The 15,254-nt window shown below is 69.6% G+C and carries 11 protein-coding genes; 8 read left to right on the top strand and 3 right to left on the bottom strand.

Annotation, left to right across the window (positions count from 1 at the left end):
- Window positions 1–109 precede the first annotated feature (109 nt).
- Window positions 110–1,555: an NAD-dependent succinate-semialdehyde dehydrogenase gene (locus tag ACV22Z_RS33675; RefSeq protein WP_448080574.1), complete on the top strand. Its 1,446-nt coding sequence runs from the start codon at window positions 110–112 to the stop codon at window positions 1,553–1,555.
- Between the two features lie 279 nt (window positions 1,556–1,834).
- Here the strand turns inward: ACV22Z_RS33675 and tagH are convergent, their stop codons facing one another.
- The 3 genes from tagH to ACV22Z_RS33660 are packed head-to-tail and all read right to left on the bottom strand — an operon-like array spanning window position 1,835 to window position 4,229.
- On the bottom strand, window positions 1,835–3,337 hold the full coding sequence (gene tagH, locus ACV22Z_RS33670; RefSeq protein ID WP_448080573.1) for a type VI secretion system-associated FHA domain protein TagH: 1,503 nt from the start codon (window positions 3,335–3,337) through the stop codon (window positions 1,835–1,837).
- 48 nt (window positions 3,338–3,385) lie between these two features.
- Window positions 3,386–3,790 (bottom strand): TssQ family T6SS-associated lipoprotein, encoded by a 405-nt coding sequence (locus tag ACV22Z_RS33665; RefSeq protein ID WP_448080572.1) that lies wholly within the window; start codon window positions 3,788–3,790, stop codon window positions 3,386–3,388.
- Between the two features lie 55 nt (window positions 3,791–3,845).
- Window positions 3,846–4,229 carry a hypothetical protein gene (locus ACV22Z_RS33660; protein WP_448080571.1) on the bottom strand — a complete coding sequence of 128 codons (384 nt, stop codon included), beginning with the start codon at window positions 4,227–4,229 and terminating at the stop codon, window positions 3,846–3,848.
- 188 nt (window positions 4,230–4,417) lie between these two features.
- Here ACV22Z_RS33660 and tssJ point away from each other — a divergent pair, with 188 nt between their 5' ends.
- The 7 genes from tssJ (at window position 4,418) to tssA (ending at window position 15,202) form a co-directional block, all read left to right on the top strand.
- Window positions 4,418–4,936 carry a type VI secretion system lipoprotein TssJ gene (gene tssJ / locus ACV22Z_RS33655; protein WP_448080570.1) on the top strand — a complete coding sequence of 173 codons (519 nt, stop codon included), beginning with the start codon at window positions 4,418–4,420 and terminating at the stop codon, window positions 4,934–4,936.
- The gene (gene tssK, locus ACV22Z_RS33650; RefSeq protein WP_448080569.1) at window positions 4,933–6,312 is read left to right on the top strand and encodes a type VI secretion system baseplate subunit TssK; all 1,380 of its coding nucleotides are present in this window, start codon (window positions 4,933–4,935) and stop codon (window positions 6,310–6,312) included. The genes tssJ and tssK overlap by 4 nt, the downstream gene beginning before the upstream one ends.
- 15 nt (window positions 6,313–6,327) lie before the next feature.
- Entirely contained in the window at window positions 6,328–7,674 is a 1,347-nt protein-coding gene (locus ACV22Z_RS33645; RefSeq protein ID WP_448080568.1) for a DotU family type VI secretion system protein, read from the top strand.
- A complete protein-coding gene (gene tssM, locus ACV22Z_RS33640) occupies window positions 7,671–11,306 on the top strand; it encodes a type VI secretion system membrane subunit TssM (protein WP_448080567.1) in 3,636 nt (1,211 codons plus the stop codon). Before ACV22Z_RS33645 ends, tssM begins: the two co-directional genes overlap by 4 nt.
- Window positions 11,288–11,998 (top strand): type VI secretion system-associated protein TagF, encoded by a 711-nt coding sequence (gene tagF, locus ACV22Z_RS33635; protein ID WP_448080566.1) that lies wholly within the window; start codon window positions 11,288–11,290, stop codon window positions 11,996–11,998. The genes tssM and tagF overlap by 19 nt, the downstream gene beginning before the upstream one ends.
- A 117-nt stretch (window positions 11,999–12,115) precedes the next feature.
- Window positions 12,116–14,110: a serine/threonine protein kinase gene (locus tag ACV22Z_RS33630; RefSeq protein ID WP_448080565.1), complete on the top strand. Its 1,995-nt coding sequence runs from the start codon at window positions 12,116–12,118 to the stop codon at window positions 14,108–14,110.
- A gap of 42 nt (window positions 14,111–14,152) precedes the next feature.
- Window positions 14,153–15,202 (top strand): type VI secretion system protein TssA, encoded by a 1,050-nt coding sequence (tssA, locus tag ACV22Z_RS33625; RefSeq protein ID WP_448080564.1) that lies wholly within the window; start codon window positions 14,153–14,155, stop codon window positions 15,200–15,202.
- Window positions 15,203–15,254 lie beyond the last annotated feature (52 nt).

The following is a 15,254-nucleotide window of genomic DNA, read 5'->3' as shown; positions in this document are numbered from 1 at the left end:
CCGCACATGAAGCCGCCGCGCGCGTTGCGCGCCGGCGGCGGTTCCGGTGATCCGCGCGCGCTCGTTCGCGAGGCCGCGCGCTTTTTTGACGCAAAGTAGGGGTGTCTGGATGGCTAACGTGACTTATACGGATACACAACTCCTGATCGACGGCGAGTGGACCGATGCCGCGAGCGGCAAGACGATCGACGTCGTGAACCCGGCGACCGGCAAGGTGATCGGCAAGGTGGCCCATGCGGGCGTCGCAGATCTCGACCGCGCGCTGGCCGCTGCGCAGCGCGGCTTCGAAGCGTGGCGCCGGGTGCCCGCGCACGAGCGCGCGGCGACGATGCGCAAGGCGGCCGCGCTCGTGCGCGAACGCGCCGACACGATCGCGCAGCTGATGACGCAGGAGCAGGGCAAGCCGCTCGTCGAAGCGCGCGTCGAAGTGCTGTCGGCCGCGGACATCATCGAGTGGTTTGCTGACGAAGGGCGCCGTGTCTACGGCCGGATCGTGCCGCCGCGCAACCTCGGCGCGCAGCAGACGGTCGTGAAGGAGCCGGTGGGCCCGGTCGCCGCGTTCACGCCGTGGAACTTCCCGGTCAACCAGGTCGTGCGCAAGCTGAGCGCGGCGCTCGCGACGGGCTGCTCGTTCCTCGTGAAGGCGCCGGAGGAAACGCCGGCGTCGCCGGCTGCGCTGCTGCGCGCGTTTGCCGATGCGGGCGTGCCGGCCGGCGTGATCGGCCTCGTGTTTGGCGATCCGGCCGAGATCTCGTCGTACCTGATCCCGCATCCGGTGATCCGCAAGGTCACGTTTACGGGCTCGACGCCGGTCGGCAAGCAGCTCGCGGCACTCGCGGGCCAGCACATGAAGCGCGCGACGATGGAGCTTGGCGGCCATGCGCCGGTGATCGTCGCCGAGGACGCTGACGTAGCGCTCGCGGTGAAGGCCGCCGGCGGCGCGAAGTTCCGCAACGCGGGCCAGGTCTGCATCTCGCCGACGCGCTTCCTCGTGCACAACAGCATCCGCGACGAATTCACGCGCGCGCTCGTCAAGCATGCGGAAGGGCTGAAGGTCGGCAACGGGCTCGAGGAAGGCACGACGCTCGGTGCGCTCGCGAACCCGCGACGCCTCACCGCGATGGCGTCCGTCGTCGACAACGCGCGCAAGGTTGGCGCAAGCGTCGAGACCGGCGGCGAGCGGATCGGCTCGGAAGGCAACTTCTTCGCGCCGACCGTGCTCGCGAACGTGCCACTCGAGGCGGACGTGTTCAACAACGAGCCGTTCGGCCCGGTCGCGGCGATTCGCGGCTTCGACCATCTCGATGATGCGATCGCGGAAGCGAACCGCCTGCCTTACGGTCTGGCCGGTTATGCGTTTACGCGCTCGTTCGCGAACGTCCATCTGCTCACGCAGCGTCTCGAGGTCGGGATGCTGTGGATCAACCAGCCAGCGACGCCGTGGCCCGAAATGCCGTTCGGCGGCGTGAAGGATTCGGGCTATGGTTCCGAAGGCGGGCCGGAAGCGCTCGAGCCGTATCTCGTCACGAAGTCGGTGACGGTCATGGCCGTGTGACGATGGCGCGTTGACCGGTGCGTATGCCGCCGCCTCGCGATTTCCGGGGCGGCGGTGTCGTGTGCCCACGTGTCCGCGCGGCCGGGTATCGAACCCGCTCGCACCCGCCGGCGCACGTTCGCAAAAGCTTCAGGATAGCGGGCGACTCGTGCGGATGCGGACCCGCGCTTCGTAGCATGCCGCCGAATACGGTCGCGCAACGCGGCCGCCACTACGTTACCGTGTCACTGCACTACGTCACCGTTCGGCATCGGCATCGGCATCGGCATCGGCGCCCCGTCAATGCCGGCTGCTGCCGCGATAGCTTTCCACTTCCGCGTCATACGCGGCCAGAAACGCCCTGCCGAACACCGACGCGAAATCGTCCTCGATCGCGTACACAGTGTCGCGATGCGCCGCCACGTAACGATCCCACATCCGCGCCTTGTACAGCGCCGGCAAGTGCTTCTCGTACCACTGCTTCGCATCGTCACGCTCGCGCAGGCGCTGCGGCGAGAAGCGCGTCAGCAGGTCCATCAAGGCCGCGCGCATGCCGGCGACCATGCCGATCTGGTGCGCGTGCAGATCCTGGAACGCATCGTGAACTGCGCTCTGCGGCGACATGAAGCCCGGCAACGGCAGGCCGAACATCTGCCGCAGCACCGCGCCGCCGTCCGGCAGCATCTTCAGCGGATTGTTCTCGCGGTCCAGCAGCATCGTCATGTGGGCTTTCACCTCGCGCTTCAGGATGCTGCGCGACGACAGCAGCTCCACCGTGCCGTTCGCGAACAGCGCAAGCAGTTGGCCGGCGATGAAGAGCTGCTCCGTCGACCAGCGATGCGGATCGGCGGCTGCGTCGAGCCCGGCGCCTTCGAAGAACGCGCGCAGCAGCGCGTCGGGCGTTGAGGGTTCGGCGGACGAAGTGGCTGACGACGCAGCTGACGGCGCGGCGGATGGCGTGGCTGACGACGCAGCTGACGAAGTTGCGGACGACGTCGCGGACGACGTGGCTGACGGCGCAGCATCGTGCACCGGCTGCGACACGTCGGCGGGCGCCGCCGGCTGCACGCGCATGTGCTGCGTCCATTCCGGCGCGTGGTCAGCTTGCGTGAAGGCCGCGCCCGAGCCGGCGGTCTCGCGCGGCATGCCGGCCGGCGAATCGGCGGGGGCGGCGGAATGGACGAACAGGTCGAGTGGATCGGTCGACAACTGATGCAGGCCGCGAGGCGCGGCAGCGGCGTATGCGGCAGGCGTGGCGAGGCGTTCCGGCGGCGTGCCGCGCGGCGGGTCGGCGAGGTTGCCGTGCGCCTGCGTGCCTGCTGGCTTGCCTGACTGCGGCCCCGGGTCGGCGGCACCGGGTGCGCGGCCGAAGCGGTCGTGCAGCCGCCCCCAGAGCCGGTTGCCCGCGCCTTTCGCGTCGCCGGGAGGCTCTGCGGCACCGCTCGCGCCCATGTCGACGGTCCGCTCGCGCGCCGCGTCGCCATCATCGTCACGCTCCGCGCGCAGCACGTACGGGCCGATCCGGATGATGTCGCCGGAGTTCAGCGGCCGCTCCTGCGCATAGCCGATCGGCACGCGGTTCACCTCGATCGTCGACACGCTGCTCAGGTTCTTCAGCAGGCACGCATCGTCGCCGACCTGCAGCAGCGCCTGCAGGCGCGAGATCTGCCGGGTGTCGTCGTGCAGCACGAGGTGGTTGTCGCTGGCCCGGCCGATGGTGCCGCCCGGCGGTTGAAACACGACGGCGTCGTAATGGTCGCCGTCGACCGGCTCGCCGGCGTGTTCGATCACGATCAGTTGCATGTCATGCGTCGCCCGATGGATGAAGCGCTCGCGGAGAAACCGGTTCGATCAGGACGACGGCGCATGCTTGCGGCGCGCGGCCTCGAACGCGGGGCCCCAGATCGGATGCCCCCGCTCGGCGGGGGACAGGTCGAAGCGCGGATTGAGATCGAGAATCTTCGAAAACTCGGCCCGGCACAGCGTGACGCGGTTCGTCACGCAATAGCTGAACGCGAGGAGCTTGTGCGCGGCCACCTGCGTGTCGACGTCCGCCCCGTCGACTTCGCGCGCGTGGACGAGGAGCGCGATCGTGCGCCCGTAATCGCCCGCGTCGTACGCGGCACGTGCGCTGTCGACCGTCGCGTGCGCGGCCGACTGGGTCGGCGACGGCGGCGTTGGCGACATCATGCTGCAGCCGCCGATCCCCAGAAACAGGACGCCAACGAAAACGACGAGCGTCGAACGGCCGTTCATTGTTGAAATGGATGGTCGGGTTGATTTGAATGGTCACGCGCAATGCTGTTGGATTCTAGTGACAATAATCCGGTGCGGATTGGTTGTTACGTTTTGTTTCATCTTGAAACAATAATCCGAGTCGAATGCTTTCTCGAATTTCGTTTGCGCCTTGAGAATCCGGAAAATCGAAACTATAGTTCGGTGTGGTTTTGGGTTTCGTCAGTTGTTTGGCAGCGCTTATCCATGTGCGTAAAAGCGGGCCGTTTATTCCGGCGGCATGAACAGCTTGGCACGTCATCCGCGTCGCGTGCTGACGCCTGTCTGCGGGCCGGCGGAGGCGCATCGTGCCTGCCTGGCGGCTCGCCTCGCGCTGGAACTGGGTGGCCAGCGCAAACCAATGCGGTAAACGACTCCTTGAATTGATCGATATTAAATTAATAATCAATCGCTTCCCCATTTTCATCTTATGGAATATTTTGTGATTTGACCCGGCTTTTCGTATGAACAAATTTCCGGATGAAACTGCTGCGAAAGGATATCGAAATTACATAATTACCGATCGAAAAATTTCCCCTTTATTGAAGGGCGATCCGGTTTCCGTCGATGGGAAACCCGGGGAGTTTTATTGCGCTGCGAGGATGGAATATGCGACGGCAGGCCGGTGGTTTCATCGTATTGGGATGCGTGCTGCTGTTCTCGGGGTGCGGGGCGACGGAGCGGAATGTCGCGGTGCCGTATGCGATCACGGTCGACGTCGCGCCCGACGTGAATCCGGATCGCAACCGGACGCCGTCGCCGATCGTGCTGAAGGTGTTCCAGCTCAAGACGGCGTCGGCGTTCGAGAGCGCCGATTTCTTCTCGTTGCAGGACAAGCCGGAGAGCGTGCTCGGCGCGGACCTGCTCGGCGTCGATCGCATCGTCCTGCGGCCCGGCGATGCGCGCACGCTCCACTATCCGGGCAATGTCGAAGCGGGCGCGCTCGGCGTCGTCGCCGAATACCGCATGCTCGAGAAAAACCGCTGGCGCCTGACGGTGCCGCTGCCGCGCGCGAAGCAGCTCAATCTCTACAAATTCTGGCAGACGTCGCCGGGCGAGATGAACGTGTCGATCGCGGTCCGCAACGGCGGCATCAGGCTCGGCGGCGATGCGCGGGGGCGGCAATGAACGAACCGTCGTTGTCCGCAACGCCCGTCACCGCGCTGCGCCAGCGCGTGGTGTGGACCGAAGGGATGTTCCTGCGGCCGCAGCATTTCCAGCAGCTCGAGCGCCATTGGGAACGCTACGTCGGGATGCGCTGCCTGCCGCTGCAAGGCTTCTACTGGGGCTTCGACGCGCTGGAGATCGATCGCGAACGGCTCGCGCTCGGCCAGGTCGCGCTGCGCGCGGCGTCAGGCGTGATGCGCGATGGCACGCCGTTCGAGCTGTTGCATCCCGACGATCTGCCCGAGCCGCTAGACGTGCCGGCCGACGCGAAGGACACGCTCGTCGTGCTCGCGTTGCCGCACTGGCGCGGCGGCGCGGAGGACGTGTCATTCGGCGCAGCGGGGGCAGCCGATGACGTTGAGATCGCGCGCTACGTCGTGCGCGAATACGAGATCGCCGACGCGAACGCGGTCGCGCTCGGCCCCGCGCTGTTGCAGACCGGCCGCCTGAACGTGCGGCTGATGCTCGACGCGCAGCGGTCGGGCGACTGGCACGCGCTCGGCGTCGCGCGGATCGTCGAGCGCCGCACGGACGGGCGGCTCGTCGTCGACGACGGCTACGTGCCGCCGCGGCTCGTCGCGCAGCACGATCCACTGCTGCTGCGCTTCACGCGCGAGCTGCACGGGCTCCTCACGCAACGCAGCGAGGCGCTGGCGGGCCGACTGTCGGAACCCGGGCGCGGCGGCGTGTCGGAGGTCGCGGATTTCCTGCTGCTGCAGCTCGTCAACCGCTATCTGGCGCTCACGTGGCACGTGCAGCAGGACGTCGCCACGCATCCGGAGGCGCTGTTCTGCGACTGGCTGAAGCTCGCATGCGACCTGAGCACGTTCACGGCGGCCGGCCGGCGGCCGCAGGCGCTCGCCGTCTATCGGCACGACGACCTGCGGTCGAGTTTCGGCGAGCTGATGGCGGAGCTGCGCCGGTCGCTGTCGACCGTGCTCGAGCAGAACGCGATCCAGATCGAGCTGCGCGACGCGGGCAACGGGATGATGGTCGCGACGATCGCCGATCCGTCGCTGCGCGACACGGCCGGCTTCGTACTCGCGGTGCGCGCGGACGTGCCGGCCGACAGCCTGCGCACGCGCTTTCCGGCGCAGGCGAAGCTCGGGCCCGTCGAGCGGATCCGCGATCTCGTGCAGCTTCAGCTGCCGGGCATCGGGATGCGCCAGCTGCCGGTTGCGCCGCGGCAGATTCCATATCACGCGGGCCATACGTACTTCGAGATCGACAAGGGCGGCGAGCTGTGGAAGCAGCTCGCGCGCTCCGGCGGGCTCGCATTTCATCTGGCCGGCGAATTCCCGGGACTCTCGATGGCGTTCTGGGCGATTCGCGGGTGACGGCGGGAGATCGCGATGAACTCTTCTCCCGATCCGATTTCCGCCGGCGCAGGCGGGTTCGTGCCGCCGAATCCGGGCGGCACGCATCCTGCGGCGGCTGGCGCGGCCGGCCCCGCCGCGACGCAGCCGAGGCCCGGCCGCTGGGCCGCGAGCGGCACGAATCCGCTCGTCGCCGCCGCGAATCCGCTGCTCAACCTCGTGCCGCAGATCCGCTCGACCGTCCATCACCCGAACCCCGCGTGGTTGCGCGAGCATCTCGTCGTCGAGATCCGGCAGTTCGAAGCGCGCGCACAGGAGGCGGGCGTCGCGTCGGAGGCGATCATCGGCGCGCGCTACTGCCTGTGCACGGCGCTCGACGAGGCCGCCGCGCTGACGCCGTGGGGCGGCAGCGTGTGGTCGTCGCACAGCCTGCTCGTGTCGTTCCACAACGAGACCTGGGGCGGCGAGAAGTTCTTCCACCTGCTCGGGCGGCTGTCGCAGCAGCCGCGCCAGCATCTCGACCTGCTCGAGCTGCTGTATTACTGCCTCGCGCTGGGTTTCGAGGGCCGCTACCGCGTGCTCGACAACGGCCACGCGCAGCTCGACGCGCTCAGGCACCAGCTTGCGCTGACGATCCGCTCGGTGCGCGGCGAGTTCGATCCGGCGCTGTCGCCGCACTGGCGCGATGTCGTCACGCGCGACGTCGCGCGGCGCTTCACGGTGCCGCTGTGGGTGTGTGCGGCGCTGGCGCTGCTGAGCGGCTTCGGCCTGTTCGCCGGTTTGCGGATCGCGCTGGCCGGCCATTCGGACCGGCTGTTCGCATCGATCGACGCGCTGCACGTGCCGCGGCTGCAGCCTGCGCAACCGGCGCCACATCCCGCGTCCGCGCCACGGATCGCGAAATTCCTCGAGCCGGAGATCGCGGCAGGCCTCGTGTCCGTGCGCGACGAAGCGGATCGCAGCGTGATCGTGCTGCGCGGCGACGGGCTGTTCCAGTCGGGTTCGACGTCGGTGATCGACCGCTACCTGCCGGTGCTGTCGCGCGTCGCGGACGCGTTGAACCAGGTGCCCGGCAACGTGCGCGTGAGCGGCTTTACGGACGACACGCCGGTGCACTCCGCACGCTTCGCGTCGAATTGGGACCTGTCGCGCGAGCGCGCGGAAGCGGTCCGCAGCCTGCTTGCGGCGCGGCTCGCGCATCCGGAGCGGCTCGCCGCGGAAGGGCGCGGCACGCTCGATCCGGTCGCGCCGAACGACTCGCCCGCCGACCGCGCGCGCAACCGGCGCGTCGAGATCACGCTGATGCTCGCGCCCGGCGCAGATAACACGGCCAGCGCGGCCGCAGACAACACCCCCGCGACGAAGGAGGCGCCCGGACCATGAACCAGGCCATTGCCCGCTTCCGCTTCGTGCGTCCGCTGCCGTCGCGGACCGTCTGGACGTTCGCCGGCCTCGTCGTGCTGGCGTGCTTCATCTGGCTCGCCGGCCCGCTGCTCGCGTTCGCGGATGTCCGGCCGCTCGAGAGCGGCTGGGCGCGCGCGCTGACGATCGCCGCGCTGTTCGCCGTGTGGGGCGCGCGCACCGCGTGGCAGAGCTGGCGGGCCGGCCAGCTCAACGCGCAGTTGCTGAACCAGCTGCGCGAAGCGGCGCCGCATCCGGCCGCCGGCGCCCCCGCGAAGGCGCAGCTCGACGAACTGCGCAGCCGCTTCGACGAAGCCGCGACGCTGCTGAAGAAGGTCCGCTTCGGGCAGGCCGACGGCGCGCGCAGCCCCGGCTGGTCGCGCTGGCTCGGGCGGCTGTCGCGCCAATACCTGTACCAGCTCCCGTGGTACGTGTTCATCGGCGCGCCGGGCTCGGGCAAGACGACGGCGCTCGTCAACTCGGGGCTCACCTTTCCGCTTGCCGAGCAGTTCGGCCGCGCGGCGATCCGCGGCGTCGGCGGCACGCGGCACTGCGACTGGTGGTTTACGAACGACGCCGTGCTGATCGACACGGCCGGCCGTTATACGACGCACGAAGGCAACCGCGCGCTTGACGAGGCCGAGTGGAAAGGCTTCGTCGACCTGCTGAAGAAATACCGCGCGCGCCAGCCGCTGAACGGCGCGATGCTGACGATCAGCGTCGCGGACCTGCTCGGCGCGTCGGAGGCCGAGCGCACGCAGCACGCGATGGTGCTGCGCAAGCGCCTGCTCGAACTGCGCGCGCAGCTCGGGATCCGTTTCCCTGTGTATCTGCTCGTGACGAAGGCCGATCTGCTCGCGGGGTTTGCCGAGTATTTCGGCGGCTTCGGCCGCGTGGAGTGCGCGCAAGTGTGGGGTTTCACGTTCCCGCTCGCCGACAGCGAGAAGCCGGGCTTCGACCTGCGTGCGGCGTTCGACAGCGAATATCGGCTGCTGCACCGGCGGCTCAACGACGCGCTGCCCGAGCTGCTCGCGTCGCAGACCGATGCGCGGCAGCGCGAGATGACCTATCTGCTGCCGCAGCAGATCGCGGATCTGCAGGACCTGCTCGGCCAGTTCGTTGCCGAGGTGTTCTCGGTGTCGAGCTTCGAGCCGATGCCGATGCTGCGCGGCGTCTACCTGACGAGCGGCACCCAGGAGGGCACCGCGTTCGACCGCGTGATGAGCGGCATCAAGCGCTTCCTGAAGATCGAGGGCGTGCCGCCTGTCGCGCAGGCGGGTTCGACGGGGCGCAGCTTCTTCCTGAAATCGCTGCTGCAGGAGCACATCTTCCGCGAGGCGGCGCTCGCGGGCAGCAACCTGCGCTGGCACCGGCGGCGGCGCGTGCTGCAGGCCGCCGGCTACGTCGCGCTCGCGCTCGTGTGCATCGCGGTGCTGTTCGCGTGGCTGCGCAGCTATTCGAACAACCGCGCGTACCTGGACGCAGTCGCCGCGCGCGTGCCGGCCGTCGACGCGGAGATCGGCCGCGCGAAGCTCGCGGACGCAGCCGACGTCGTGCGGCTGCTGCCGGTGCTCGATGCGCTCGGCAACCTGTCGAACTCAGGCGGCCTCGACCTTGCGCATCCGCCGCTCGCGTACCGCTGGGGGCTGTTCCAGGGGGAGAAGATCGATGAGGCAGTCGACGTCGTCTACCGGCGCGCGCTAGACGACGTGCTGCTGCCGATCGCCGCGAACCGGATGGAAGCCGCGCTGCGCGACGCCCAGCCAGGCGACAGCGAATACGCGTATGCCGCGTTGAAGGCCTACCTGATGCTCTACGACAGCGCGCATTACGACCCCGCGTTCGTGCAGGCCGTCGTCGACCTCGAGATGGAGCGCGCGCTGCCCGCCGATTTTTCGCCGGCACAGCGCGCCGCGCTGCGCGCGCATCTCGCGGCGCTGTTCGGCAACCGCGTCGCGGTGTCGCCGTTTCCGATGAACGAGCGGCTTGTCGCCGACGTGCGCGAGCGGCTGCGGCAGGTGCCGTTCTCGCAGCGGCTGTACAGCCAGCTCACGCGCACACTGCGCGCGGCCACCGCGTCGTACGACTTCAGCGTCGCGCGCGCGGTCGGCCCCGACGCGTCGCTCGTGTTCCGGCGCGACAGCGGCAAGCCGCTCGCCGACGGTGTGCCGGGCCTCTATACGCGCAACGGCTACCGGAACGTGTTTGCGCCGCAGCTGGCCGGCGCGATCGACGCATACGGACGCGAGGAAGTGTGGGTGCTGAACCTCGGCGCGTCGGAGATTCCGAATGCGAACGACGCGGCCGCGTGGGCGCGCGACGTCCGGCAGCGCTACCTGAACGATTACCTGAAGACCTGGGACGACTATCTGGCCGACATCCGGCTGCAGCACACGGCGACGCTCGCGCAGAGCATCCAGGTCGCGCGGATGCTGTCGTCGGCGGATTCGCCGCTGGCCCGGCTGATGGTCGCGCTCGCGCGCGACACCGCGCTCGGCGATGCGCCGGGCGGCGCGCGCAACCTCGCATCGCGCGCGCAGGACAAGGTCGACGAGGCGCGCAGTTCGCTCGCGCAGATCTTCGCGGGGCAGCCGGGCAGCGACGCGGGTGCGGCGGCTGCCGGCCCCGCGAGCCCCGAGCAGGTCGTCGACAGCCACTTCGCGGGCCTGCGTGCGTTCGCGCCGGGCAGCGGCGACCAGGCCGCGGCATTCGACGCGGTGCTGAAGGCGATCGACGCGCTGTATACGTACCTGACCGCGACCGACGACGCATTGCGCAGCGGCGCGACGCCGCCGCCGTCCGACGCACCCGCGCGGCTGCGTGCGCAGGCCGGGCGGTTGCCGACGCCGTTCCGCCAAGTGCTCGACGGTCTGTCGAACGTCGCGAACGGCAGCGTCGCGACTGTCGAGCAGCGCAGCGTCGCGCAGCGCGCGGGCGCGAACGTCGGCGAGTTCTGCCGGCAGGCGATCGCGGGCCGCTATCCGTTCGCGCACGGTTCGCCGCGCGACGTCGCGCCGTCCGATTTCGCGCAGCTCTTTGCGCCGGGCGGCCTGATGGACGACTTCTTCCAGAAGAACCTGCAGCCGATCGTCGACACGACGTCGCATCCGTGGCGTTTCGCGAACCGCAACGCCGACGCCGATCCGTCTGCCGCCGCGATGCTCGTGTCGTTCGAGAAGGCGGCGGCGATCCGCGACGTGTATTTCGCGGGCGGCGCGCGGACCGCACAGCTGAAGGTGCAGATCGAGCCGCTCGAGATGGACCCGTCGATCTCCGAGATGGTGCTCGACGTCGACGGCCAGATCGTCCGCTATGCGCACGGGCCGCTCGTGCCGAGCGCCGTGCAGTGGCCGGGCCCGCGTGGCAGCAACCAGGTGCGGCTGCAGACGACCGGGCTTGCCGGCGCCGCGGACGGCATCACGACCGACGGGCCGTGGGCGCTGCACCGGCTGTTCGACCGCGCGGCGCTGTCGGCCGGGCGCGGGCCGGAGCAGATGATCGCGCGCTTGTCCGTCGACGGGAAGCCGATCGTGCTGCAGGTGACGGCAGACAGCGTGCGCAATCCGTTCAGGTTGGCCCAGATGGAGTCCTTCACATGCCCTCCGAAGCCATGAGCCCGACGCCGTCGCTCGCCTACGACGGCGCACCGCCCGCGTGGTACGGAAAGATCCCCGGCGCCGGCGACTTCGTCAACCGGCGGCTGCCGCATGCGCTCGCCGGCTGGTGGGAGCGCTGGTTTCAGCAGGGCATGGCTGCGATGCGCCAGCGCAGCAAGGACGATATCGAGCGCTACTACACGGTCGCGCCGGTCTGGAATTTCCTGATTCCGGCGGGTGCCGGCGCGCAATGCGTGCAGCCCGGCTGCCTCGCGCCGAGCTGTGATCGCGTCGGGCGCTATTACCCGGTGCTCGTGACGCTGCCGCTGCGTGAGGCCGATTACTGGAGCGGGCTGCCGGACGCGGCGGACGCGTTCTACTGGCAGGTCGGCAGCGCGCTGCTCGATGCGATCCGGCATGCGCGCGCGCCCGTCGACCTCGACGAATCGCTGGAGAAGGTGCGGCTCGTGCCGGGCGATCTGTCCGTCATGCCGCCGCGCGTGCTGGGCAGCGTGGCTGACGGATCGTCGGCGGAGCCCGTGCTGCCGGTCGCGCCCGCGTGGCCGGGGCTGTCCGGCTATTTCGATCCGCACGGCGCGACGAGCTTCTGGTGGACCAATCGCGCCGACGGATCGCCGCTGCGCACGCACGCGCATACGGGCGTGCCCGACAGCCTGCTGTTCCTGCGGCTGTTCGGCGACGGAATCTAGCGCCGAAGGGTGCACGACGCGACGCGACGCAGGGGGCCGCGCGCGCCGGCAAGCAACGCAACGGGACGCGCCATGCGGGCGGGCGCCGGCCGCGGCAAGCGGTATCGAGAGGTGGACATGAAGGACACGGTTTCGAAGGACAACGAGCAGGAGACGGCAACCCGCGGCAGGGCGGCCGAGTTCGCGGTGCGGCCACTGCCGCTCGGGCATCGGCTTGGCGAGCTGCAGCTCGACGAGGTGCTTGGCGTCGGCGGTTTCGGGATCGTCTATCGCGCGTTCGACCGCACGCTGCGCCGCGCGGTGGCGATCAAGGAATACATGCCGTCGATGCTCGCGACGCGCGGCGGCGACTACACAGTGTCGCTGCGCGCCGAGCGGTTCGCACAGGCGTTCGACGCAGGGCGCGGCGCGTTCCTCAACGAGGCGCGGCTGCTCGCGCAGTTCGATCACCCGGGGCTCGTGAAGGTGCTGCATTTCTGGGAAAGCCACGGCACCGCGTACATGGTGATGCCGTTCTACGAAGGGCGCACGCTCAAGCAACTGCTCGACAGCGGCGTGCAGATGGGCGAGACGCAATTGCGCCACGTCGTCGGCGCGCTGCTCGGCGCGCTCGACACGCTGCATCGCGCGCAGTGCTTCCATCGCGACATCGCACTCGACAATGTGCTGATCCGTCCCGACGGCAACGCGATCCTGCTCGACTTCGGCGCGGCGCGCAAACGGATCGGCGATCTCGTCGACGACGGCGCGATGATGATCAAACCCGGCTATGCGCCGATCGAGCAGTACACCGACGACCCCGCGTTCAGCCAGGGGCCGTGGACCGACCTGTACGCGCTCGGCGCGGTGATGCACGCGATGATCACCGGCGAGCTGCCGCCCGCGGCGGTGGTGCGCAGCATCCAGGATACGTACCGGCCGCTCGCGACGCGTCAGCTGGCCGGGCGCGAGGTGTACAGCCCGGCGCTGCTCGCGGCGGTCGATCATGCGCTGCAGGTCCGGATCGCGGATCGGCCCGATACGGTCGCCGCGTTTGCGGCGGAACTGGGGTTGCGTGAGCCCGAGCGGCACGGTTACGGCGCGACGCCGGCGAGCGAGCGGCAATCGCGCCCGGCATCGAACACGCCCGACCAGCGTGAAGCTCCCGCGAATGCAGCGCAGGCTGCTGCTTCTGATGCAGCGGGACTGGGCGCCGCATATCGGAACGATGCGACGAACGAGACGAGAAGCGCTACGGCGGCCGCGGCGTCGCCGGCCGCCGCCGCCTACGCCGAGTCGACAGGCTCGCGCGCCGGCATCGTCCGGCGCCTGCCGGGCGACCGCCGTACCCGACTCTACGTCGGCGGCGCGCTCGCGCTGTTGCTCGTGATCGGCATCGGCACTGCGTATCTCATGAAGCCTCCGCAGGAGGCGGACATGCCGGCATCGGGCGCGAGCCTGCCGCAGGCGTCCGTGCCGTCGCCCGAAGTCGGCAGCAATCCGGCCGCGACACTCGCGCGGCAAGCCCGGACGTCCGCGCTCGCTCAGCCGCAAACGCCGGCGGAGTCGTCTGCGCAAGCGTCCGCACCTGTCGTCGCGGCAGAGCCGGCCAGCGTGCCCGCCGTGTCGCCGCCACCGCCAATCGGGACGACTGATGCCGGCACTGCTTCGCCGTCGGCCGCGCACGGTTCGGGCCTCGCACCGGCCGGGAGTCTCGATGCGTCGGAGCGCGTCGTCAACGTGTCGCCAACTGACAACGCCGCACCAACAGCCGCCGCGTCGGCTGTTGCCACTCCAGCCACTCCAGCCACAGCGGGTGCAGCGGGCACAGCAGGGACAGCAGGCACGACTGCCGCGACTAATGTTGCAACCACCGCAATGCCCCCCGCACCGAACGCGATAGCCCCCGAGCTGCCGCCGGAAACCGTCGCGGTGCGCTTCCGCGTGCGGCCGTGGGGTGACGTCTACGTAAGCGGCGTGCGGCGCGGCGCGAGCCCGCCGCTGCGCTCCGTGTCGCTGTCGCCCGGCACATACCAGATCGAGATTCGCAACGGCACGCTGCCGCCGATGCGGCGCACCGTGAAGATCGACCCCGGCAGCAAGCCGATCAGCATCGACTATGCCTTCGAATGACGCCGGCCGGCCGCCGCGCCGCCTTCAGCCACGGGAACGTTCATGCCGCACGCAGACCTGATCGAACGATTGCTTGCCCCCGTCGCCCCCGACGCGCCGTGCGGCGCGAATCTCGAGTACGACGCGGATTTCCTGCTGCTGCGGGAACGCGCGACGCCGCGCGCCGAACAGCAGTATGGCGACACCGTGATCCCGGCCGAGGCGCCGGACTGGGCGGCCGTCGAGCAGCTCGCGCTTGCGCTGGGCGAGCGGACGAAGGATCTGCGCGTCGCCGCGCACCTGACGCGGAGCTGGACCGAACTGCGCGGCCTGCCGGGTCACGCGGACGGGCTGGCGCTCGTCGCTGGCCTGCTCGAGCGCTGGTGGGACGACGTGCATCCGCGCCTCGACGCCGACGGCGACGTGGACCCGGGCCCGCGGATCAACGCGCTGGCCGAGATCGCGGGCGCGCACGACTGCGCACGCGCCGCGCGGCGTCAGCCGCTTCTCGACGGCGGCCCGAGCGTGCGCGACGCCGAGCGCATCCTCGACGGCCGCGATGACGCCGCGTCGCGCTATCCGGGCGGCAGCGACCGGCTGGTCGCGGATCTGGCGCACGCGCGCGACACCGGCCAGGCGCCGCTTCGCGCGGCACTCGCCGTGCTCGATGCGCTCGACGCGATTCGCGCGCAGATGCGCGCAAAGCTCGGCGCCGAATGGGCGCCCGAAACAAGCGACTTCGAGAAGGCGCTGAGGCGGATCGTGCACGACGCGTTGCCGGCGGCAGCACTGCACACGGACGCGGACGACGCCCCGGCGGCGGCTGTCGCGGCAATGGCTGCCGAATCCACGAAACCCGGCGCTGCACAGGCCGCGACGCTGCCCGACGGCCGCGCGTGGCGCGACGCCGAGGTGACGAGCCGCGACGACGTGCGGATCGGTCTCGAGAAATTCTGCCGCTACTTCGAGCAGCACGAGCCGAGCCACCCTGCGCCGCTGCTGATGCGGCGCGCGCAGCGGCTGCTCGCGCTCGACTTCTACGAAATCATGCGGGACCTTGCCCCAGAGAGCTTGCCGAAGCTGGACCTGTTGAGCGGCGAACGGAGCGAATGACGCAAATGACGCGGACTTGAACGGGGCAACCTGACGCAAAGGAAAGGAGCAG

Source organism: Burkholderia sp. PU8-34, assembly GCF_053427725.1.
The sequence above is the reverse complement of the archived record's forward strand: the minus strand, read 5'-3'. Positions and strand labels throughout refer to the sequence as shown.